The 22,954-nt window shown below is 55.1% G+C and carries 17 protein-coding genes; 9 read left to right on the top strand and 8 right to left on the bottom strand.

The window, feature by feature from the left end; genetic code table 11:
- The first annotated feature begins 4 nt into the window (after nt 1-4).
- Genes AC1EKG_RS00445 through AC1EKG_RS00435 form a run of 3 tightly spaced genes read left to right on the top strand, consistent with a single transcriptional unit; the run spans nt 5 to nt 4,903 of the window.
- Nucleotides 5-2,695: a DEAD/DEAH box helicase gene (locus AC1EKG_RS00445; protein ID WP_065420879.1), complete on the top strand. Its 2,691-nt coding sequence runs from the start codon at nt 5-7 to the stop codon at nt 2,693-2,695.
- Complete coding sequence (gene lnt / locus AC1EKG_RS00440) at nt 2,680-4,215, top strand: apolipoprotein N-acyltransferase (RefSeq protein ID WP_081499145.1); 1,536 nt, start codon at nt 2,680-2,682, stop codon at nt 4,213-4,215. The genes AC1EKG_RS00445 and lnt overlap by 16 nt, the downstream gene beginning before the upstream one ends.
- Complete coding sequence (locus AC1EKG_RS00435) at nt 4,208-4,903, top strand: polyprenol monophosphomannose synthase (protein WP_004805257.1); 696 nt, start codon at nt 4,208-4,210, stop codon at nt 4,901-4,903. The genes lnt and AC1EKG_RS00435 overlap by 8 nt, the downstream gene beginning before the upstream one ends.
- A gap of 43 nt (nt 4,904-4,946) precedes the next feature.
- Here AC1EKG_RS00435 and AC1EKG_RS00430 read toward each other — a convergent pair whose 3' ends face one another.
- Both AC1EKG_RS00430 and tsaA read right to left on the bottom strand, forming a co-directional pair.
- Nucleotides 4,947-5,312, bottom strand: coding sequence for an RNA polymerase-binding protein RbpA (locus AC1EKG_RS00430; protein ID WP_004805258.1), 366 nt, complete (start codon nt 5,310-5,312; stop codon nt 4,947-4,949).
- A 130-nt stretch (nt 5,313-5,442) separates the two neighbouring features.
- Nucleotides 5,443-6,093, bottom strand: a complete 651-nt coding sequence (gene tsaA, locus AC1EKG_RS00425; protein WP_040314799.1) for a tRNA (N6-threonylcarbamoyladenosine(37)-N6)-methyltransferase TrmO — start codon at nt 6,091-6,093, stop codon at nt 5,443-5,445.
- A 71-nt stretch (nt 6,094-6,164) separates the two neighbouring features.
- Here tsaA and AC1EKG_RS00420 point away from each other — a divergent pair, with 71 nt between their 5' ends.
- Both AC1EKG_RS00420 and AC1EKG_RS00415 read left to right on the top strand, forming a co-directional pair.
- Complete coding sequence (locus tag AC1EKG_RS00420) at nt 6,165-7,415, top strand: MFS transporter (RefSeq protein WP_004805262.1); 1,251 nt, start codon at nt 6,165-6,167, stop codon at nt 7,413-7,415.
- A gap of 101 nt (nt 7,416-7,516) precedes the next feature.
- The gene (locus tag AC1EKG_RS00415; RefSeq protein WP_481067700.1) at nt 7,517-9,433 is read left to right on the top strand and encodes a solute carrier family 23 protein; all 1,917 of its coding nucleotides are present in this window, start codon (nt 7,517-7,519) and stop codon (nt 9,431-9,433) included.
- A gap of 62 nt (nt 9,434-9,495) precedes the next feature.
- Here AC1EKG_RS00415 and AC1EKG_RS00410 read toward each other — a convergent pair whose 3' ends face one another.
- The 5 genes from AC1EKG_RS00410 to AC1EKG_RS00390 all read right to left on the bottom strand — a co-directional run bounded on the left by AC1EKG_RS00410 (nt 9,496) and on the right by AC1EKG_RS00390 (nt 15,166).
- Nucleotides 9,496-10,038, bottom strand: a complete 543-nt coding sequence (locus AC1EKG_RS00410) for a MerR family transcriptional regulator (RefSeq protein ID WP_004805268.1) — start codon at nt 10,036-10,038, stop codon at nt 9,496-9,498.
- Between the two features lie 130 nt (nt 10,039-10,168).
- Nucleotides 10,169-10,894 (bottom strand): transcriptional regulator FtsR, encoded by a 726-nt coding sequence (gene ftsR / locus AC1EKG_RS00405; RefSeq protein WP_004805269.1) that lies wholly within the window; start codon nt 10,892-10,894, stop codon nt 10,169-10,171.
- On the bottom strand, nt 10,891-11,322 hold the full coding sequence (locus AC1EKG_RS00400; protein ID WP_004805271.1) for an FHA domain-containing protein: 432 nt from the start codon (nt 11,320-11,322) through the stop codon (nt 10,891-10,893). Before AC1EKG_RS00400 ends, ftsR begins: the two co-directional genes overlap by 4 nt.
- 80 nt (nt 11,323-11,402) lie before the next feature.
- Nucleotides 11,403-13,850, bottom strand: a complete 2,448-nt coding sequence (pepN, locus tag AC1EKG_RS00395) for an aminopeptidase N (protein WP_004805273.1) — start codon at nt 13,848-13,850, stop codon at nt 11,403-11,405.
- Nucleotides 13,850-15,166, bottom strand: a complete 1,317-nt coding sequence (locus AC1EKG_RS00390; RefSeq protein WP_004805277.1) for a cation:proton antiporter — start codon at nt 15,164-15,166, stop codon at nt 13,850-13,852. Before AC1EKG_RS00390 ends, pepN begins: the two co-directional genes overlap by 1 nt.
- Before the next feature lie 107 nt (nt 15,167-15,273).
- Between AC1EKG_RS00390 and AC1EKG_RS00385 the strand changes: the two genes are divergently transcribed.
- Both AC1EKG_RS00385 and AC1EKG_RS00380 read left to right on the top strand, forming a co-directional pair.
- On the top strand, nt 15,274-15,792 hold the full coding sequence (locus tag AC1EKG_RS00385) for a DUF3000 family protein (protein ID WP_231288170.1): 519 nt from the start codon (nt 15,274-15,276) through the stop codon (nt 15,790-15,792).
- Complete coding sequence (locus AC1EKG_RS00380) at nt 15,789-17,075, top strand: HRDC domain-containing protein (RefSeq protein ID WP_004805282.1); 1,287 nt, start codon at nt 15,789-15,791, stop codon at nt 17,073-17,075. Before AC1EKG_RS00385 ends, AC1EKG_RS00380 begins: the two co-directional genes overlap by 4 nt.
- On the opposite strand, the gene dxs is transcribed toward AC1EKG_RS00380, so the two are convergent.
- Nucleotides 17,061-18,977, bottom strand: a complete 1,917-nt coding sequence (gene dxs, locus AC1EKG_RS00375) for a 1-deoxy-D-xylulose-5-phosphate synthase (protein ID WP_004805286.1) — start codon at nt 18,975-18,977, stop codon at nt 17,061-17,063. The two genes, AC1EKG_RS00380 and dxs, sit on opposite strands and share 15 nt — an antisense overlap.
- Nucleotides 18,978-19,128: 151 nt before the next feature.
- Here dxs and AC1EKG_RS00370 point away from each other — a divergent pair, with 151 nt between their 5' ends.
- Entirely contained in the window at nt 19,129-21,117 is a 1,989-nt protein-coding gene (locus AC1EKG_RS00370; protein WP_040314807.1) for an alpha/beta hydrolase family protein, read from the top strand.
- On the top strand, nt 21,114-22,925 hold the full coding sequence (locus AC1EKG_RS00365) for a chloride channel protein (RefSeq protein ID WP_004805291.1): 1,812 nt from the start codon (nt 21,114-21,116) through the stop codon (nt 22,923-22,925). Before AC1EKG_RS00370 ends, AC1EKG_RS00365 begins: the two co-directional genes overlap by 4 nt.
- Nucleotides 22,926-22,954 lie beyond the last annotated feature (29 nt).

The following is a 22,954-nucleotide window of genomic DNA, read 5'->3' as shown; positions in this document are numbered from 1 at the left end:
GGATATGACAAAGCACAGGCGTAGACGAAAACGAACCGAGCAGACTCTGCCACCAGAGCCCTCTGCTGCGGAAAGGTACCTTGCCTTTAAGAAGCGGCAGGAAAGGAAGTCGACGCTGTTGGGTCGATTCGAGGGCGGGCTCAACTTTGAGCTGGACGATTTCCAGGTATCCGCCTGCGAGGCAGTCGAAGCTGGTAGGCCAGTACTTGTTGCTGCTCCTACCGGGGCGGGCAAGACTATTGTTGGCGAATTCGGCATTGAACGTGCGCTCTCATTAGGCAAGAGGGCCTTCTACACAACCCCAATCAAGGCATTGTCTAACCAGAAATTCGCCGACTTTTGTAGGAAGTGGGGACGAGATCGGGTAGGCCTCCTCACCGGAGACACGGTAGTAAACGGCGATGCTGACGTGGTAGTAATGACCACCGAAGTACTGCGCAATATGCTTTACCAGAGGCATCGCGCGCTGACAGGTCTCGGGGTAGTAGTGCTTGACGAAGTACACTACCTGGCTGATCGCTTCCGCGGTCCTGTCTGGGAAGAGGTAATCCTGCACACGCCTGAAGAGGTGCAGATCATCTCTATTTCTGCCACCGTCTCTAACGCTGAAGAATTTGGGAAGTGGCTAGAAGAGGCAAGAGGCGACTGCGCTGTAGTAGTTTCGGAGCAGCGACCAATTCCGCTGAAGCAACATATGCTGGTCGGCGATCGACTCTACGACTTATACAGGCGTGGCTCGAACCGTCCTAATTCTGCTTTGACAGATGCGGTTGCGCGTTCTTTGGAGCGTAGGCCGAGGGTGTTCCCGGAAGATAATATGTTGACGCTGGCGAAACATGATCTACTTCCAGCGATCTTTTTCATCTTCTCTAGAGCAGGTTGCGATAGGGCCGTCTCGTATTGTTTGCGGGCTAAGATCTCTATAACTACTCCCGACCAGCGTAGACGGCTGGCGCAAATTGTAGAGGACGTCGAGGACCGTATCCCTGCAGAGGATCATGCGGTGGTTGGACTGGACAAGTGGGCCAGAGCATTACTCAGTGGCTATGCTGCGCATCATGCTGGCTTGTTGCCAGCTCTGAAGGAGGCGGTCGAACTCGCCTTCTCGGAGGGCCTACTCGGAGCCGTGTTTGCTACCGAAACCCTTGCGCTCGGTATCAACATGCCAGCACGGTCGGTGGTAATAACCCAATTGAGAAAGTGGAATGGCTCGGACCATGTAATGCTTACTCCCGGGCAATACACGCAGTTGACCGGGCGGGCAGGAAGACGCGGAATTGACGTTGTAGGGCATGCGGTAGTTCCCTATCAGATCGGAGCAGAGCCTGCGATTGTTGCCTCTTTGGCTTCTAAACGTACGTATCCGCTAATTTCCGCTTTCCGCCCTACGTACTCGATGGCGGTCGGACTACTTGAACATATGGATCTAGAGGCCGCGAAGGCGACTATGGAAAGATCCTTTGCCCAGTTCCAGTCCGATCTAAAAGCCAGAAAAAATGCGCTCAAGGCACGTAGCTGGAAAGAACAGATGGATGCCGCCGAGGGCGACCTGCACTGCTCTAGGGGTGACTTCAAGGAATATGCTTTGGCTAGGCAGGAACTGTCGAGGGCGCAAAAATCTGCTGCTAAAGCTTTGAACCGGGCTCGCCATGCTAGAACTAGGCAGGTCATTCTTGAGCTTGATCGCGGAGACGTAGCACAGTTGAAGATTGGCAAACGCTTTCGGGCGGCGCTAATTCTAAGTGGTGCTAAACATCATGGCGTACCTACTTTGGTAGCTCTTACTGACGACGCCAAAATCAGGCATATTAGCGCCGACGATGTTCCTTCGGGAATAGCTAGAGTCGGCCACATGAAGATTCCCCCTTCGCTGACAGGTCGTAAGCCACGAGACCGGAAAGAACTAGCCTCGCGCCTTCGCCACGATGGGCGAGCAGGCAAGTTTAAGGCTCGCAGGGAGGCGGAGCCCGAGCTACAGAATTTTGATCGGCTAAAGCGCAAGATCCAGAATCATCCTTGCAACAGTTGTCCAAGGCGCGAGGAGCACTATTCCAAGTCTCGAGCCTGGGTGCGCGCCAAGACTGAATACGAACGTCTGCTGTCCAAGGTGAATGAACAAACGGGCGCACTAACCGATCGTTTCGCAGGAGTATGTGCTGTTCTCAGAGAGTTCGGTTACCTTTCCGAGTCTGAAGTAACCGAGCAGGGCAGAGTTCTGGCAGGAATCTACTCCGAGCACGATTTGCTGCTTGCTCAGTGTCTAAAAAACGACGTATTTGCTGGTCTGAGCGCTGCGAATCTGGCCGGTGCCGTCAGTGCCTGTATATATGAAACCCGGACTGAAGCAGTTACTCCTCTTACCCATCTGCCCGGGCAGCTGCGCGGTGCTCTGGCGAAGATTGAGGCCCAACAGGCCCGGATCGAACGAGCTGAACAAGCGAATTCTTTGCCGCCCTCGGAATGGTCTTCGGCCGGACTAGCCGGAGCCATTGCAGCATGGGCAAACGGAGCATCTCTAACTACTACTCTCGATAGCACTGACAAGATGCCGGCTGGCGACTTCGTCCGATGGGCAAAAATCCTGCTTGATGTTTTAGGCCAGCTCCGTCTCGTAGCCGATCCGGCCATTGCTCGCAAGGCACAGTCAGCAGCCGATCTAATTCGCCGTGGGGTAGTGGCATGGACCGAGTATTAAAGCCAAGACGAGGCTTCTTGACCTACGCCAAAGCACTTGTATTAGCAGTTGGCGGCGGTATTGGGATGTATTTGGCATTCCCTCCTACCGGAGCTTGGTTCCTGATGCCGCTCGCACTGGGGGCGCTGTATTGGTGTACTCGTGAACATGGAGCCACTGTTGCTGGACTATCCGGTTTAGCCTGGTCTTTAGCTTTTTTCTTGCCTCACATTGAGTGGATTTCTAAATCGGTAGGGTGGATAGGCCCTTGGGTCGCCCTTGCCACGATTGAATCAGTTTTCGTTGCGGTATGGGCAATCGGTAACTGCTGGCTTACTCGGTGGTTGAAGGCAGATATATCGAAGACGATAGTTGGAGCAATCACCTGGGCCGGCTTCGAACAACTTAGAGGGCACATGCCCTGGGGCGGATTCCCATGGGGATACGCAGCATTCGGACAAGTAGATTCTCCGCTAGCGAATCTAGCCCCGTACGGCGGGGAAGTAGCGGTGAGTGCTCTGACCTTCGCGATAGGCGCCCTCGCGTTCACAGCCATCTCTACTGGACTGTCCCTTCTTGCCCGTCTCGGCACCGTACTAGTTTGCATTGGCCTGATTATTTTTCCTGCTGCTGTGCCCATGCCCTCGGCTTCGCCAGAGGGAACACTCACAGTCGGCGCTGTGCAGGGCAATATTGCTCGACCAGTCGAAGCTACCTACGCCGAGGAAGGCAAAGTTACAGGCGCTCATCTGGCCCAGACCAAGGCTCTTGCCGAGCCGGTAGACCTAGTGCTGTGGGGCGAGCAGGCGGCAGATCGGGATCCCCGGTTAAATCGGACTACAGGACAGATGGTGGGGGAGGCAGTCCGGAGCGTTGGCGTACCTATCGTTGTTGGGGCTATCCGTTACCAGAATGGCCTGCGCTATAACGACCACTATGTGGCTTATCCCGATGGTTCCTTCAGTGCCCCCTACACCAAGCAGAGACCCGTTCCTTTTGGCGAATATATTCCGTTTCGGAATATACTGCGCAATTGGTTCTCGGATGTGGATCGCATCCAAACTGATATGGCGCCGGGAGCGGGACCAGCGATCCTGGATGTAAAAGGACTAAAGCCGGTGAGACTAGCCGAAGCTATTTGCTTTGAGGTGGCGATCGACCAGATAGTTCGCCAGGGGATAAACGCGGGAGGAACACTTCTGGCTGTCCCTACTAATAACTCCTCATTTGGATTTTCTGCAGAATCTACCCAACAGTTGCAAATGTCCCGGTTTCGGGCTTTGGAATACCATCGTGCTACCGCCCAAGTGTCAACAAACGGTGTGTCCGCGCTGATATTGCCAGACGGTACCGTTGCCCAGCAGTCGCAGCTTTTTACGGCGGATACCTTGATTGCGAAGTTGCCGCTTCACAGCGACATTACTCCTGCCGCAAAGATCGGGGGCAGGGTACAGCTGGCAGCAATGGTTCTGGCAGCTAGCCTTTGGGTTATCAGTGCAGCAGTCGTGTATACGCGAAAAAGTAGGAGAAATCGTGCCTAAGGAAGTAGTTATCGTCCCTACGTACAATGAGGCCGAGAATCTGCCCATTCTGTTGGAGCAGCTTTCGAAGCTGCCTCTTGACGTGCTGGTGGTAGACGATGACTCTCCGGATGGCACAGGAAGAATTGCGAAAGCTTTTGCCAATACGTTCGAGCGCATATTTCTGCTTTCGCGGCATACGAAAGAGGGACTAGCACCCGCTTACCGGGCTGGTTTCGACTGGGCTATTGAACGCGATTACGACTTGATAGCGCAGATGGATGCCGATGGTTCTCACCGTGTACAAGATCTTGAGCGAATTATTGCTCGGGCGCATCAGGCTGATCTGCCCGCACTCGTTATTGGTTCGCGATGGATCCGCGGTGGCAGGGTAGTGGGGTGGCCAAAATGGCGTGAACTGCTATCAAGAGCCGGAAATCTGTATATCAGGGCGATGCTTTCGCTGCCCGTTGCTGATGCCACAGCTGGCCTCAGAGTTTATTCTGCCGAGGCATTCGCGCTGCTCAAACCACAAACTAGCGGGTATGTCTTTCAGACTGAGCTTACTAGAGCCGTACACAAAGCCAATTTGCGCGTTGCTGAGGTGCCGATTGTCTTCCCGCAACGTCGCAGTGGTTACTCGAAGATGTCTTCCAGAATATTTTGGGAATCTCTTGTGCAGGTAACCAGGTGGGCCTTTGCAAAATAATTAATGGAGGGCGGTAAGCCCTCCATTAATTATGTAAGTTTTACTAGCGTCGCCTGTAGTGGACGCCTTCACGTAGTCTTCCTTCGTGCAACATCTTCAATTGCTCGTCTAGCAGAACCTGTAGCTCTTCAAGGCTGCGACGTTCAAGCAGCATGTCCCAGTGGGTACGCTGCGGCTTTGACGGCTTTTCGTCCTTTGGCTTGGATGCGCCCTGAAGAAGCGCCTGCTGGCCAGTCTTAGATTCCCACACAGCCGGCGGTTCGGCCTCAGACGAAAACGGGACAGTAAAAGTTTCACCGGTAAGAGGAACTACGTAGGTCGCCTCAATGCGGTCGGCGAAAACAACCCCATCTTCAGTCTCAAGAGATTTTGAACCAATGGAAGTACCACGGAGTGCGCGATCAGCCATGCATCGTCCTTTCTATCAATCTATGTAATTGTACAGGGCTTACATAAGAGAGGCGAACCAGCTCGCAAGTGCCGCTATAGGTAAATGCCGATAATGTACATTATGTACTTTTAGGGTTAACTGTGCTTCCTTATATACGGGTAACGCTTAGAACCCGCACCACCCCGTCCACTCGGAACTTGATCTCATAGCCTCCGAACGTAAAACCGTAGATGCGCTCTGGATCGCTATGATAAGCAGGCCGTGGGTCTTCGGCGAGCACTGCAGTCAATTTGTCCACGTAGGCGCTAGGCAGACTTGCAGTTATCTGCGGATCAATAATTACCTCGTACGTAGCTTTCGCCTTTTGTGTAAACCCGAATCGAGCATCTTCGTGCACATCCTCGCGCACATAAGGCTTCACATCAAAGATGGGCGTTCCGTCCAGCAAATCCGCACCGGCCACCACTAGTTCGCCAGCCTTTACGGCTTCAAGCCTTACAGAGGAAAGCCCAAGGCGATTTGGGCGAAATGGCGACCTGGTAGCGAACACGCCTATGCGTTCGTTACCTTCCAATCGCGGAGGGCGAACCATGGGCGCAAATCCGTCGCGCTCAGGCACTTCAGAGAACTGCCAAATAAGCCAAAGATGAGAAAACCCAGCGATCCCTCGCACCGCTTGCTCGGAGGCAAATTCTGGCTCAAATACGATCCGCGCGCGTAGCTGGCCAACCCTGCCCGCTTGTCTAGGAATGCCGAATTTTTGGGGAAATTCCGTTCGTGCATACGCAATTGGACGCAATGAAAAACCTGTCTTTCTATAAGTTGGCGCAATGGCGCTCATAAATTAGCTTGGTCCTTAGATTAGAGGCTATGATTCAGAGGAAAAGGGATTTTCTTAGCGAAGCAGAAATGTCGATATATAAGCAATTATTCTCCATTCCGGGAGCTGCACGTTTTTCCATGGCGGGCGCGTTGGCGCGCTTCCCCATGGCAATGACCAACCTGGCGGTCATCATGATGATTACCGCCATGTACAAAGACTACGCACTTGCCGGGCGACTTTCTGCTGTCGCTGCCGTGAGCTTCGCAATTATGGTCCCCCAGCTATCCAGGCTTGTGGACATTTACGGGCAGGCGAAGATCATGTTCCCGTCCGTTCTAATTTCGGCCGCTTCCTTCGGAGGGCTCGCTTTTACTGCCCACCATGCTGGCCCCAGGCCGTTGCTTTACCTACTTACTATTATGGGTGCCGGTTTTTCCGGCTCCATTGGTGCGCTCGTGCGTGCCCGCTGGGCTTACGTACTGAAGGAACCGGGAAAGCTGCAAAGCGCGTTTGCATTGGAGGCTACTCTAGACGAGGTAATCTTCATCGTTGGCCCGGTCCTAGCGACATTTATGGCTACCGAGATTCACGGAACGGCTGGCATCTATGGCACCGCGATTGTCTCTGTGATCGGTGCTTTTCTGCTCTTCCCGCAGCGGTCTACTGAACCAATTCCATCAGGCCGAAAGCCTGCCCCCACTACTCCATCGAAGCCACTGCTGAAGAACCGCACTCTGCTGATGCTGATGATTGTCTACATTGCCATGGGGGCAATTTTCGGGGCGCTGGATGTCTCGTGCGTTTCCTTTGCAAACGAGAATGGATGGCCGTCCGGTTCGGGGGTAATTCTTGCCGCTATGTCGGTTGGCTCGCTCATTGCAGGCTTGGTTTACGGCGCCCGCAGCTGGAAGCCATCTATTCTGAGGCTTTACCTATTTGGGGTCATCTTCCTAGGGGTGGGCTGTTCGGTCCTCCCCTTTGTGCCCGGGCTCTTCTGGTTTATGGTGACTGTTTTTATAACCGGTTCTGCCTTCTCACCTACCGCTACCAACGTCATGACCATGGTCTCGCAGGCAGTGCCTGGATCAAGACTGACGGAGTCAATGGCCTGGATGGTTACCGCTTCGAACGTCGGTGCTTCCATCGGTTCAGCTATCGGTGGCCAGGCAATCCAATCTGCTGGGGCCCACGGTGGTCTAATGACCGTGGCGTCTGCAGGGTGGATCATGGTCGTGCTGGCACTAATAACCGCACCATACCTGCGGAAGACCCGGAATAACGCGCTGCGAGTACTGTAGTAGTCCACTCTATACGGACGTAGGAATAAAATCACAGCAAAAATATTTGGGAAACTTATAAGCTGTTAGCCAAACTTGGGGTAAGAACGTTAGGAGCCCCAATGGCAACCGTAAAACACCCCGTCAATCAAGTTCCTGCGCCAGGCAAACTGGTAATGCTCGGCTTACAGCACGTATTAGCGTTCTATGCCGGCGCCGTAATTGTTCCCCTTCTAATTGCCCAGTCACTAAAACTGGACACTGCCACAACTATTCACCTGATTAACGCGGACCTGCTTACCTGCGGGTTGGCTACCATTATTCAGTCTGTTGGCATAGGTAAATGGGTTGGTGTCCGCCTTCCTATAATTCAGGGCGTCACTACCACTTCCGTGGCGCCAATCATCGCAGTCGGCTTGGGCGTGACCTCAGGTAAAGGCGGAGTTGCTTCACTACCAGCAATCTATGGAGCCATTATCGTCTCGGGCCTGTTCACCTTCTTCGCTGCTCCCCTATTTGCGAAGCTGCTGAAGTACTTCCCGCCGGTAGTAACTGGTTCAGTACTTTTGGTGATGGGTACTTCCCTACTTGCAGTATCGGCGAACGACTTCACGAACTATGCCGAAGGCACGCCGAAGATCCGCGATCTGGCATATGCCTTCGGGACGCTCGCAGTTATTGTCTTGGTACAGCGATTCCTCCATGGGTTCCTAGGCACCATCGCCGTGCTTATTGGGCTTGTCGGCGGCACCGCAGTAGCTCTCATACTCGGAGATGCAAATCTGGATAAGGTCGCTGGTGCCAATCTGTTCGGAATCACTACCCCCTTCTACTTCGGAATACCGCAATTCAATCTGTCGGCGATCATTTCTTTGATCATCGTCATGATCATTACCATGGTCGAGACTACCGGTGACGTGTTTGCCACAGGCGAGATCGTCAACAAGCGAATCCGGAAGATTCACATCACCCGCGCCCTGCGAGCTGATGGACTGTCTACGCTGCTCGGCGGCGTTATGAACTCTTTCCCCTATACCTGTTTCGCGCAGAACGTTGGGCTGGTTCGTATTACTCGAGTCAAGTCGCGATGGGTTGCTGCGGCAGCTGCGGGTTTCATGATTCTGCTTGGGCTTATTCCCAAGGCGGGTGCAGTTGTAGCTTCGATCCCCTCGCCCGTCCTGGGAGGAGCCTCGCTCGCGCTGTTTGCCAACGTCGCCTATGTCGGTCTGCAAACAATTGCGAAGACTGATCTTTCGGATAACCGCAATGCAGTCATAGTCACCACTGCCCTTGGGCTGGCTATGCTTGTCTCATTCAAGCCAGATATTGCGAATGCTTTCCCCGCATGGGCGCAGATCTTCCTCTCTTCCGGTATGACTATCGGCGCTATTGCAGCGATTGTACTCAACCTGCTGTTCTTCCACGTAGGCAAGCAGAAGAGCACTACTGTGGCCGAGGACGCGCAAGGACGAGGGGTTTCTATTGAAGAAATCAACCAGATGAGCAAGGACGACTTTGTTGCGACTTTGCGATCCCTGTTCAACAACAAGACTTGGCCGCTCGAGGAAGCCTGGCAGTCTCGCCCTTTCAAGAATGCCGTTGAACTGCGTGCGGCCATTCAAACTGCCGTACTCACGAGTGCAGAAGAACTGCGGGAAGATCTGATTCACGACTACCCGGACATGGCTCAGCTGATCTTGGCTTCTCCGGAAGAGGCTGCAATTATTGCTCGTGACCGTGGCTCACTCGGCCTCGAACGGTTGGATGATACTAAGAAGGCAAAGCTCGAATCTGTCAGTCAGGAATACCAACAGCGTTTCCACATGCCTTTCGTTGCCTGCCTTGGAACTGCGGATACGGTAGATTCAATTATTTCCGAGGGCGTCCGCCGGTTGGAGAACTCCCCCGAACAGGAGCACCGGGTGGCCCTAAGCCAGATTGTCGAAGTGGCCAATGATCGTTTCGACATACTGATGGCAAACGCCAATCCTATTCGCTCCGCTTGGGATCGAAAGTTCACCCAGGTAGAAGAGGACTAAAAGCAATATAAATGGATCCCGCAGGAATTAGCCTGCGGGATCCATTTATATTCAGTTTATGATTAGCCGGCGTGCTTTTGTGCTCTGCGTAGCGCCAGCTCGTCTACTACGTCAGCCCCCTGCGCTGCATCGGAAGGAAGCTCAGACAAAGTACCTTCGACCTCGCGCCAAACACGTCCCACTGCGATGCCGAATACTCCCTGTCCACCCTGGACAAGATCGATAACCTCATTAGCAGAAGTGCAAACGTACACAGATGCGCCGTCCGACATGAGCGTTATCTGGGCTAGGTCTTCGACTCCCCATTCCTTTAGTGCAGCGATTGCCTGGCGGATCTGCTGTAAAGAGACACCGGTGTCGAGCAGCCGCTTTACTACTTTCAACACCAAAATGTCTCGGAAAGAGTACAGTCGCTGTGAGCCAGATCCCTTGGCTCCCCGAACGGAAGGCTCGACTAGTTGAGTCCGTGCCCAGTAATCTAATTGGCGATAGGTAATTCCAGCTGCCTTGCAGGCCGTGGGACCACGGTAACCGGCATTGGGGTCAAGTTCTGGAAGGCCGTCGTTGAAGAGCAGCGGTTGCCGGCGTTCGGGGAATGCGACCATGGCCTGTAAGCTCCTTTTGCGAAGTTCGGGGATAACAAGCTCTAGATTAGTTGGCCAAAACCGGGTGGTCAACGAAACGCGCGCAAAGTCTGAACCTTAACTTGAAAGTTACCTTTAAGGCAGATTGGTCTTATAGGGCCCCGGAGCTATTAGCGCTACGTTTTACCAGTTCAGACATCAAATCGCTCATGTGAGTAGCTAATTCGCTGGCCTGCTCGGTGCGTTCGGCACCACTGGAGGTAACGACATGCTCTATCAGTTCCACGGCTCGCTCCACTGCTACGCGGACAGAACGCAAATTACGCGTGGAGATACCTGCTTCGTTAAGTACTTTCACGGCCTTGACAGTTTGCAAGGCGGACTTGTCAAAGCGACCAGATAGTTCTAAAGAGATAAGTCCAGCAGAGACCATCGCCTCTAGTGATTCAGGAGTAGCGCCGGTTAGTGAAGCGAGTTCGGCAACGGTAAGCGTGCCATCGGCCCTTGTAGGTGCGATGACTTCGCCCCCATCGGCAACTACCCTCGCCACCGGGGCAGGAGCAATGTCATAGCCCTGATCAAGCTTCTCCAGTTGCGTGACAATTACGCGGATTGGCTTGTACCGATCGCGCTGTTCAGTAAGGCAGTAACGGATACGAGCAATGTCTGCCTCGGAATATTTCCGATACCCAGAGCCGGAGCGGGTGGGGGAAACAATTCCCTGGTCCTCCAAAAAACGCACCTTGGATACGGACAGCGAGGGGAATTCTTTCTTGAGCCTAGCAACAACCTGGCCTATAGAGAAGCAGACCTTCCTGTCTACTCCCCTAGGCCAAGGTTCTATTTGATTAGGCTTTGTTAGCGGGGCAGCACTCACTTAGTAACACCAGACGGATGGAAGGTCATGCGGTATTTTCCAATCTGCACTTCGTCACCGGCGCTTAGCACCGCACTGTCGGTGCGTTCCCGATTGACATAGGTGCCATTCAGAGAACCGGCATCGCGAACGGTCCATGCTCCATCCTGGTGGGTGAAGATGGCATGTTTACGCGAGACGGTGACGTCATCTAGGAAAATATCGGATTTAGTGGATCTACCTGCAGTAGTGTCATTGTGGTCCAATAGGAAGCGAGCCCCAGAGTTGGGTCCTTTATGTACTACTAGCAATGCAGAACCTTCAGGAAGCGCATCAACTGCGGCCTGCGCGGCAGCCGATAGAGGGACTCGTTCAATAGCCTCTTCGGCAGGTTTAGAGCCGAAAATGGCAGTTGACTGAGGATCCTCGTCGCCAAATGGTAAATCCATCATGTCCTGCTTTCTAAGTACCAATATCTATTTACCGACTATGTTACTAAATGATAACGGCGCTAGGGCCGCTAACAAAACTACTCACTCCACTTGTTCTGAATGCGAACACGCCTGGTGGTCTCGTCCAGGTCTTCCGCAACAAGACGTGCGAGCGTGGCGGGCAGTTGCCTGTCCCACTGTTTCCACGCTTTCAATACCTCCGGCTCTTCACTTCCATCGGTATCGATGCGGTGCGGGGTGAGCGTATGGGCGACGCGCGTGGCAATCTGGATTACGCGAGAATCCCAGAGTTTTGCGGCTAGCTCCAGGTCAGCGACTGCCTGCTGCGGGTCTGTGTGCGGCACCGCGGCAATCTCGATGCCTTCCATCAGCGCATCGATCGTTGCATTCGCCGCCGATTCGTCCTCGACGATACGCTTCTTCGCGCCCTCAGGATCTAATACTGCCTGGACAGTAAGGAAACGCTGCCGGCTTCTGCCTGTATCTGCGGCAGCAAGCCGTTGCTTCGCTGTTTCAAGATCCGCCTGGCCAACCTTCGCTGCCAGCGCAAGAAGCCGCCACTGGTCGTCCTCGGTCAGGCCATACCCGGTGCCAACCTCGGCGACGATATCCTTCACGTGCCCAATTGCTGCTAACTCAGCAGCACATTTCGCCCAAGCAGTGCGTGCTTCAGGTACCTGGGTCACCCCCGCAATCTGCAACGCATTACGAGCAGCTTTGAGTGCCAGTTGACCTCGCTGTGCCGGAGCAGTGTATTCGCCAATTGCTGTTTCTACCTGTGACAACAAAGTATCGCGCACAGTGCCGGTCTCTAGTGGCGCCGCGCTTAGCACAGCAGCGGTAAATGCAGCTGGCGATAGTTGGCCATCGCGTACTTCCTGCCAGGCCGAAGCCCACAGAGCAGCGCGAGCGGACATGTCGTCGATCTCGCGCAATGCGTCGGTAAGAGCCTCTCGAACTGCCGGGCTAAGACCACACCGGGCGTAAGTGCGGTCGCCCTCGTTTAGCACTGTCCATGGCGCCTGGGCCTTCAGCCTCACCTCGGCGCCATCGAGTTCCACCTGCTCGCGGGCCAATCTTGTGCCGTCGGTATCGAAAAAGCCCACATCGAACACCTGAGGGCGATCATCTTTGCTTACGCGGGTCACTTTGCCATCTGCAATTTCCAAGAATGTCGGCCCAGTAGTAGTAAGCCACGACCTGACCCAATGATCCAGCTTGCGCCCACTGGCTTCTTCCAATGCCGCAGTTAGATCCGACATTTCCGTTGCTGAGAACGCGTGTTCGGCGAAGTATTTCCGTGCCCCCTCGACAAAGGCCTCCTCGCCAACGTAGGCAACCAGCTGGGCAAGGGCGGCAGCGCCCTTCGCATAGGAAATCCCGTCAAAATTCTGCTTTGCGGCATCGACGTCAGGAATCTCCGCCTGGATTGGGTGCGTAGTGGGCAACTGGTCAGCCTGCAAGGCCCAAGTTTTGCGAGCTACCGCAAAAGATGCCCATGCATCGGTAAATTCAGTAGCGCCGACAAGCGCGCAATAGCCCTCGTGATCGGCAAACGATTCCTTCAGCCACAGGCCATCCCACCACCGCGGTGTAACCAGATCCCCAAACCACATATGGGCCATCTCGTGCATAAGAGTGTTTGCCAGCTTCTCCCGCTCGGTGGCGCTAGCCCCACCGAGCCGCAAATACTTCTCGTTGAAAGTAACGCATCCAGGATTCTCCATAGCTCCCAGGTTGTATTCGGGAACAAACACCTGGTCATACTTACCCCACGGGTAGTCAAACTGATACCGATCGTGGTAGAAATCCAGGCCGGCCTTAGTCCACTGTGCCATGTCCTGAACGGGCAGTGCATCAGCCAACTCACCTCGGCAGAACACGCGGAGTGGAACCTCGATATCCTGTGCCCCGCCCTTCCAAGTGCCGAGCTCTACGCACGTGTATGGGCCTGCAATGACGGCGGTTAGATAGGAGGACAGTGGCGGAGTTTCTCTGTACTCGTGGCGAGTGCCGCCCTCGCATTCGGTAGCGCTAACCTCCGCTCCTCCGGTAAGGATGATCCAGTCCGAGGGGCCGTCGATAACGAAAGTCCACCTAGGCTTCATATCGGGTTGATCCACACATGGGTAAACAGCGCGGGCATCAGCCGGTTCATACTGCGTGTATAGGTAGGTAGCACCGGTAGCATCCTGGTATCTGTGCAGTCCTTGGCCGGTATGGGAATAGGTCATCTGCGCACGCACCTGAACCTCATGCGCTCCGCTAGATAAGTCCTCAATCCATAATTGATGTTCATCTTGACGCCACTTAGGCTCAGCGCCGTCTACCGTAACGGCAAGTACCTTGCCTTCCTGGACATCTAGAGCGAGCCAATCTTCCTTCAGATCAACTTGCAAAAGCGTAGAGACAGGGAAATGTCCATCAGTTTCCTTCGCCCTAGTTAGATCTAGGTGCACCCGCTGGTGGCTAACCTGACAAGTGGCGCTGCGTTTACCTGCTAGTTCGCGGGTAAGTTTGGACATTATCGCTCCTTCTTTCGCTTCTGCCCTGCGGATTTCTGTTCGGCTTTTATCTGCTTGCCTATAGATACATTAGCCTTTCCTGTGGGTTTGGCTGGCTTTGATTTTTCAGCTTGGGCTCGATTTCGGGCAAGAATCTCGGCGCCTGGAACGTGATCTGTGATGTATGCCAGCAAAGGCATTGCCAACACGGATATCGTGCCCGCTATTACCAAGGTCGAGGCGGTGGTTTGGCTCATTGCATCAGCTTGCGCGGCTACGTGCGTCACAGCCACTATAATAGGCAGCGACGTAGTCGAGTACAGCCCTACCGTTACCTTTTGTCGAATAGACAGTTCCTTCTCTAATTCAGAGGGCATCACGAAGGTTGATCCGAATACCGGCAGTCCGCGTACAGCCAGAAGGCAGATGAGGAAGGCTGCGGCGCCAAGAGGTGAGTCGAGCAAGGCGGCGGGATCAACCTCCATACCGGAGATAATGAAAAAGGTTGGGATGAAGAAGCCGTAGGCCAGGCCATCCAACTTCTGCTCGAGTTCGGCACGCCCGTTTGGGAGTGCTTGTCGCAAGACGAAGCCAGCCGCAAATGCGCCCAAGACAATGTCTAAGCCAAGAGTGGCAGCGAGCGCTACGAACCCAACCAGCAGCACCAGCATAATTCGCACGGTAGCCTGCGCCGTAGTTTCAGCACCCCACTTGATGCCCTCTATGATTCGCCCTCCGAATTTCTGAAAAGGCTTAGGGATCACTGCGAGCACCACGGACAGTCCTGCGAAGAGCAACAGCAGCACCAAAGAGACCCAGGTGGCGCGATAGCCAAGTAGCAGCGCCATGGCCACCACCGGGCCTAGCTCCCCCACAGCACCGTGAGCTAGCACCAACTTCCCTACCGGCCTAGCGGTTGCTCCGCGTTCCTTCAAAACGGGCAAGAGCGTGCCAATAGCTGTTGAAGTCATCGCGATGGCAATGGCTGCGCCCTCCACCGATAGCGGCGGTACCTTGTGTCGCACAACCACCACCACAAACGCCAGCAGGAGCGAGACGAGCCACACCAGCGAGGCCTTCGCGCCGCGGCCACCTTTCAGGTCTGCCGGATTGATCTCGAAGCCGGCAAGAAGGAATAGAAATGCTACCCCAAGCTCGCGGAGCAGCCCTAGCTCTGGGCCTACTTCAACTAGGTTGAGGACGAAGGGGCCAATAAGCATGCCCCCAACAAGTAAGAAGACGACCTCCGGGACAACGCCGCGGAAGAGAAGTTTAGAAATTATTGGGGCTAATAGGGCAACACTGACGACGAGGAAAAGTTGGGTTAGTACATTCATGTTTTACTCCTAGCCCTGGGAGTTCCTAAGCATACATGAGTGGAAAGATTAGGCCCACCGGCGTGGGCCCCATCCTCTGAGGTGTAAAGGAGGCTACATTGTGGTATGTGAACGAACGGCCCCCAGAGGAGTTTGTTGAGGCCCTCCTTAGCCTCAGGCAAGCTGGCAAAGAATCGAAGTGGCAGATTCAAGAGGTACCTGCCCCTTCCAGGCTGTCGCCTTATGCCGCCGCACTAGCACTGAGCGCCGAAACTGCACACGCGCGTTTCGTTGTGCTCTACGATCCGCAGGGCCAGCCGGGCTGGGACTCACACTTCCGGATCGTCATAATGGCTCGAAGCGAAATCGAATACGAATTCGCCTCCGACCCACTGCTCGCAGATGTCGTATGGGCCTGGCTAGGCGAGGCTCTAGATGCCGCCGGTGCTGGCAGGCACGCCATTACGGGCACTGTCACCCGGACAGAATCGCAGTCTTTTGGGGCGACGGAGTTACTAGGCGGACGCCTACACGTGGAGCTGCGGGCCTCCTGGAGCCCCAACACCGAAATTTTGGGACCGCACTTGCAGGCGTTAGATTACCTAATGATGTCCCTGACCGGTACCCAGTTGCACGAGGTCGTATGAACGAAGAAGCTGCCAAAAAACTAGTCGAACGCCACGCCGCCAAGCTGGATATTGATGGCAAAGGCGGCCTCCGCGCTGCAGGCGAGGGCGTAGATAAGGTGCAGCTGGTAAAAGCCCCTGCAGAGGGCATTCCCGAGGTCGTATCCGAGTACTGGCAGATCGAAGAAGTAGGGCGTGCTTTGGAAGCAGGACACGGCCCGGTAGCTTTCGACGCGGAGCGGGCTTCGGGATTCACCTACTCTCAACGCGCCTATTTGGTGCAGCTTCGCCGTGAGGGCGCCGGATCTTTTCTGGTGGATCCAGTTCGCTGCGGAGATCTGTCCCCCATCGATACAGCCTGCCAAAAATCCGAGTGGATCCTTCATGCAGCTGACCAGGACCTGCCGTGTCTTGCGCAGGTGGGGATGTTGCCGGATAAACTGTTCGACACCGAAGTGGCTGCCCAACTGCTGGGAATGGAACATATTGGGCTGGCAGCGGTATGCGAGTATGCCCTCGGCAAATCTCTGCTCAAGGATCACCAGGCTGACGACTGGTCGAAGCGGCCTCTTCCCAACGATTGGCTCCGATACGCCGCTCTAGACGTGGAACTACTCATTCCACTGCGCAATAAACTATCGCGTGCCCTCCAAATCGCAGGCAAGGCCCAGTGGGCTAAGCAAGAAATGGAAGCAATCAGGTTAGCGCCGCCTAAAGAAGCTCCCGCAGAACCATGGCGAAAGGTGCCCGGCGCGGGCAAGGTGCGCACCCCCAGGGGTCTAGAGGTACTCAAAAGACTGTGGGCTGAACGCGACGAAATAGCGCGTGAACTCAATATTGCGCCCACGAAGATTTTGCGCAATCAGGCTATGGTGGCCGCGAGCCAGGCGGAGGCAACCTCTAGACGGCAGCTGCTCGCCATTGGAGCATTCCGGGAACGAAAAGCCCGCACTCGCATTGCCAATTGGGCGCGTGCCGCGCGTGCCGCGGGACGTACCAAGGAATCCGACCTGCCGGAGCGCAAGAAACCAAATAAGCGCTCTCTACCCGGCCGCCGGCAGTGGGCAAAACTTCGTCCAGGATCGGCAGAAAGGCTCGAGATCATCCGGTTCTGCGTCCATTCGTTGGCGGACGAACTATCTATTTGGCAGGAAAAGTTGGTCGCTCCCGCTGCGCAAAAGCAATTAGCATGGCAGTATGCGCCAGGTGCTGAAGTAGAGCAGATCCTGCAAAGCGCAGGTGCCCGCCCGTGGCAAATAGCCACTGTGACGGATCTGCTAGCCGAGGCGCTAACTGAGCTTTAGTCCACGCATTGTGCGCTGGACCGTTTCAGCTATCTGAGCTGGTTCCAATCCCAACTCATTGATCACCTGGTCACGCGAGGCGTGTTCCAGATACTGCTTTGCAATACCAAAGTTCTTTGTTGGGGTGAAGCAGTCGTTTTGCTGCATCCATGAATTCAGCACAGCGGCGAACCCGCTCTGGGCTAATCCGTCCTCGATAGTCACCACCAGATCAGCAGCGCTTACCGCTTCCCCTACTCTGGAATCGAGCGGCATGGCCCACAGCGGATCAACCACCCGCACGTGCGCTCCCTCGGAAAGCAACCGAGCTACCTCAATGCCAGTCTGTGCAAATGCGCCTAGTGCCAGTATCAGGATTTCTACATCCCCACTGCCTGCTTCAGCGATGATTTCTGGAGCCCCGATGTGCGCAGCCCACTTGGTATCGGGCTCGCCATTCAAAACGCCTATAGCTTCAATATCCGATCCAATCGAACCCTTCGGGTAGCGGACCAGAGTTGGCCCTTCCTGCCAAGAAGTAGCTTCCCGCAGCGACTGGCGCACCCTGGTTTCATCCCTGGGGGCCGCCAGTTTCATGCCGGGAACAATGGCGGCGATCGACATGTCCCACATGCCGTTGTGTGAAGGACCATCCGATCCGGTAATGCCGGCGCGGTCCAACACGACTGTTACCGGTTCGTCATGGAGTCCGATATCCATAAGGAGCTGGTCGAATGCTCGATTTAGGAAAGTCGAGTAGAGGGCGACTACCGGGTGTTTGCCCCCGTAGGCCAACCCAGCTGACATGGTGAGCGCGTTCTGTTCGGCAATGCCCACGTCAATTACGCGATCCGGGAACTGCTTGTACATTGGCAGCAGCCCAACCGGTTGCATCATGGCGGCAACTACCCCAACGATGCGTTCGTCTTCGCGCGCTATTTTCACAATCTCATCGGCAAAGACTGCCGTCCATCCGAAGCGTGCGGGGGCTATCGGCAATCCCGTCTCGGGATGAATCTTTCCTACCGCGTGGAACCTATCGGCAATATCCTGCTCTGCAGGAGTGTAGCCACGGCCTTTCTCGGTAATCGTGTGCACGATGACCGGCGCGCCGTATTCTTTCGCTCTTGCAAAGGCGAACTCCAGCGCCGAGATATCGTGTCCGTTCACCGGTCCGGTGTATTTGATTCCTAGGTTCTCGAACATCATGTCGGGAACCAACACGTCTTTTACTCCAGCTTTCAATCCATGGAGGGCGTCGTAGGCAAGCTCACCAGGCATACCCTTGGACTTTAGATGGCGTTTGCCCCAGCTGAGCGCCTTTTCATAATGCGGGTTAGTGCGGATAGCATCCAGGTGGTGCGCAAGCCCACCAATCGTAGGAGCGTAAGAACGGCCGTTGTCATTGACAACCACTATTAGCTTGTCTCCTGCTTCTTCAGCAATCGTGTCAAGAGCTTCCCACGCCATGCCACCTGTTAGCGCGCCGTCACCGATGACTGCAACAACCCAATCGTCCTTGCGGTCCATCTTGCGCGCCCTCGATATCCCTTCCGCCCAAGACAGGGCGGTAGAGGCATGCGAATTCTCGACAACGTCGTGCGCCGATTCGGCCCTGGAAGGGTACCCAGACAGGCCACCCTTTTGGCGCAGGTTAGTAAAGTCTTGTCTGCCGGTAAGCAACTTGTGTACGTAAGCTTGGTGCCCGGTATCGAACACGATTAGATCGCGTGGGGATGTGAACTGCCGGTGGAGGGCGATAGTCAGCTCAACTACCCCCAAGTTTGGTCCTAGGTGGCCCCCGGTCTTTGACACAGACTGCACTAAGAAATGCCTAATCTCGCTGGCCAGTTCTTTGGCCTGCGCAGAGTTCAGCTTCTTCAAGTCTGCGGGGGACTGAATGTACTTTAGATGTTCGCTCACGTTTCCTCCGACTACCTAGACAATCCAGTCTAAACGCCGGTGCCTAGTGCGTAAAATGTAGCTCCATGCAATGGTAGATTTTTCTGTCAGGATTTTGGCAATATCAAGCCCGCAGCACAAAAATGTTAGCCATGGCTCTAAACTAGATACCATGAGCGAAAAAACCTTGAAAGTATCCCCTTACGGGACCTGGACGTCGGAGTTAACCACTGAAGTTTTAAACAGGCGCTCGTTCCGCCTTTCTCAGGTGCGCGTATCCGGAGACGACACCTACTGGGTAGAAACCCGTTCTGCTCAGGAGGGCCGTAATGTACTTCTGCGGCGGCGGATGGATGGGCGAACTGAAGAGGTTCTCCCGATGACTCCCGATTCCGAACTAGTGGATGTGCGTACCAAGGTTCATGACTACGGCGGGAAGGCATACACCGTCATCGATAATCTGATCGTGGTTTCTCACGGCGGTGATGGCTGCCTTTACAAATTCGACCTGGATAATCCTTCGGCGGGGCTCAGGCGCCTAACCCCGAAGGTGGCATACCGCTTTGCAGACATGACTGTGGACCCGGTTCGTGGGGTTGTCTTCGCTGTGCTCGAGGACCATACGGGCGCCCAGTCCGTGGCCAACAAGCTGGTTTCTGTGCCTCTGGACGGAAGCGCTGCTAGGGAATCTTCCAACATTAAGGTGCTGTGGAACGAGGACGATTTCGTCGCCTCCCCGGCGCTGTCGAATGCCGGAGAATTCCTTGCCTTCATTACTTGGAACCGTCCACAGATGAACTGGAATCAAGCTGCGCTCCACGTTGCGCCTCTTACTTTCGAGGGCGACTTTGCTGATCACATGGTGCTGTTGGATGATCCGGAAGTATCGGTGACGCAGCCTAGGTGGTCTTTGGATGACAACTTGATCCACGTCGACGATTCCTCCGGCTGGGCAAATTTGTATCGCACAGAGGGGTTCGTGGGTGCAAACACCGCTCAGGGAATTGCTAGCGGAGACTGGAAGAAGAACCTTCGGACGCGGGCGCTCCACCCCTCGCAGAAGGCCTTCTCGGCTCCTGAATGGCGTCTCGGCTTGCACTCCTATGACAACTTGGACCATGACCACTTGGTAGCTGGTTGGAGCGAAGATGGCCACTTCGCACTAGGTGCGATTCGGCTAGACAACGGGCAGCTGGAGACTTGGGAGACCGGGTGGGCTCCAGCCGGCAACGTGTGTTGCGATGACGGGCGCGTAGTGCTGCTGGCAGATTCAGAGCAAGAACCAGCTTCTATAGTGCAAATTCTGGACGCAAAGGCAACGGTTATTCGTCGCGCTATCGAATCTCCGCTTCCTAAGGAAGATATTTCTTCCCCGCAGTTCCTTACATGGAAGAACACGGATGGCTCAGTGTGCCATGGGTTCTTCTTTGTCCCCACCTCTGCCAGTTTCAAAGGCCCTAAGCGGGACAAACCCCCGCTGATTGTTACTGTTCATGACGGTCCCACTAGTGCTAATCGCGCCGGCCTAAACCTTGAGCGCCAGTACTGGACGAATCGCGGTTTCGCAGTGCTAGACGTGAATTTCCGTGGTTCTACAGGCTACGGCCGTGCCTACCGCGACTGTCTTCTTGGTAATTGGGGGATCTACGACGTCGACGATGTTATTAGTGGGGTTCGCATGCTTATAGAACAAGGCAAGGTAGATAAAGACAAGATTGCTATTAGAGGTTCTAGTACTGGTGCCACTACCGCGCTACTAGCGGCTGCGAAATCAGATTTGTTCACCGCAGTTTGCTCGCGCCACGGTATTTGTGACTTGGAAAATGTCCGCGACCATGCCCACAAGTTTGCTTCCGAATATCTTGGTGCCCTGCTTGGGGCTACAGAAGATGACGATCCAAAATGGAAGGATCGTTCCCCCATCACCTGGGCAGACCAGATCAGCGCCAGTACACTCTTCATCCACGGCACTGACGATCCCATCGTCCCTGTCGACCAAGTACGCCAAATGGCGCAGGCCCTGCAGGCAAATGGCACCACTGTAGAATCCGCTGAGTTTACTGGCGAAGGACACCGCTTGGCTAAAGCTTCCTCGATCGGCGGTTCTCTGCAAAGGGAACTTGACTTCTATCGCCAGGTCTGGGGACTCAAGAAGGCATGAGCCCCACCCCTAGCGAATCGAACAGAAGTTGGTTTACTAAACTTATCCGCGACCACCGCTTCGCCCTCGCCATTATGGCAGGCGTCGTCGGGCTGACCTGTGGGCTTGCTTCCGTGGTATTCCATTGGTGCATAGCCGGGTGGACCTATCTGATGACGGGCTATACCGACTACACCGAACATCCGGGAGCTTCCCACGGCTATCTTGGGGTGGGCACATGGTTTTTGCTGATTGTCCCCGTTCTTTCGGCGCTCCTGTACGGTCCCCTCATCCAGAAGTGGGCTCCCACAGCCAGAGGCCACGGAATCCCGGAGATAATGCTGGCAGTTCGCCGCAAAGGTGGTCGCATTCCCGGTCGCATCGCCATCGTAAAGATCATTGCCAGTGCCATGACGCTGGGCGGTGGCGGCTCAGTAGGCCGAGAAGGTCCAATTGCCCAGGTGGGAGCCGCTATCGGTTCCAAGCTTGCTACCCTGACGGGACTGCCTAGTCAGCGCATTATCTTGCTGGCAGGAGTGGGCGCCGGCGCCGGAATCGCTGCCACCTTTAACGCGCCCCTGGCAGGAGCAATGTTTGCTCTAGAAGTGATCCTAGTAAAGTTTTCTGCCGAGACCTTCGGCATGGCCGTGGTGGCATCTGTCTCCGCTTCAATAGTTTCACACTATTTCATCGGCAATACTCCCGTGGTCGCGCTTCCTCAAAATTTGTCTTGGGACAGTGACATTGCACTGGCCCCCGCAGCAGCGGTGGGGATTCTTGCAGGCCTGGCAGGGCTAGCATTTTCAAAGATTCTGTACGCACTTGAGGACGCGGTGAACTGGGTTTATCGCGGTCCCGAATGGGCTCGTCCGGCAATTGGATCCGTGCTGCTAGGACTGGCCCTACTGGTCTTCCCTTACATGTACGGTTCTGGTTACCCCATCCAAGTGAATGCGCTGACAGGCAAATATACTATTGGGATGCTTGCCGCCCTGCTCGTTGCACGCATACTCTTCACCTCTTACACCATTGCAATCGGCGGTTCTGGCGGAGTCTTTGCTCCTTCCCTGTTTGTCGGTGCAATAACCGGAGCCATCGTTGGCGAGCTGATCTCTCCGGACGATCCACTATTCATCGGGACCCTGGGCGTAATTGGAATGGCCGCAGCATTCGCAGGGGCGGCTCGAGCACCGATCACAGCGGTTCTAATTATTGTCGAGATGACCGGGCAGTACGACCTGATCCTGCCCGTGATGCTAGCCGTGGTGATTGCTGTGGGAATTTCGCGATTCCTAACCCGCGAAACGATCTACACAGCCAAGCTATTTAGGCGCGGCGACACTCTTGACGAGCCGGTCGACCACACCCTTGTCGGTAGGCACGCTGCCAAGGAGCTGATGGAACCGGTGCCCCTCACACTCGATTCCGCAGAATCAGTGAAGTCTGCCCTAACCCAGCTTCACCGCACCGGGGAATCAACGGCCCTGGTAACCGACAAGGAAGGCAATTTTGTCGGTTTGGCGACCCCACTAGCCCTCAGTGCTGCGCAGGGAGCCGATGAGGATGCGGTAATCGGCGAAGCCCAACTCGATACTTCTCACGTTCTGTCAGCAGATCTGCCCTCGGAAGTGCTGTCCGTGATGCTAAATTCCCGCATGAGCGCGGTACCCGTGATCGAGGACGGGAAAGCTATCGGGTGGATTTCCCAGCGTGCGCTAGTCAGCAGGATGTATCGCGAGCAAAGGCGAGCAATCGCAGCGGGCAAACAAAGCTCGTGGGGTTCCAGGTGGCTCGAAAAGCACCCCGGCGCTCGAAAATACTTCCGATAGGCATCCGCTCCCAAGCTGGGGTGAGCACT

It is taken from the genome of Winkia sp. C0117E2, assembly GCF_056590455.1.
The sequence above is the reverse complement of the archived record's forward strand: the minus strand, read 5'-3'. Positions and strand labels throughout refer to the sequence as shown.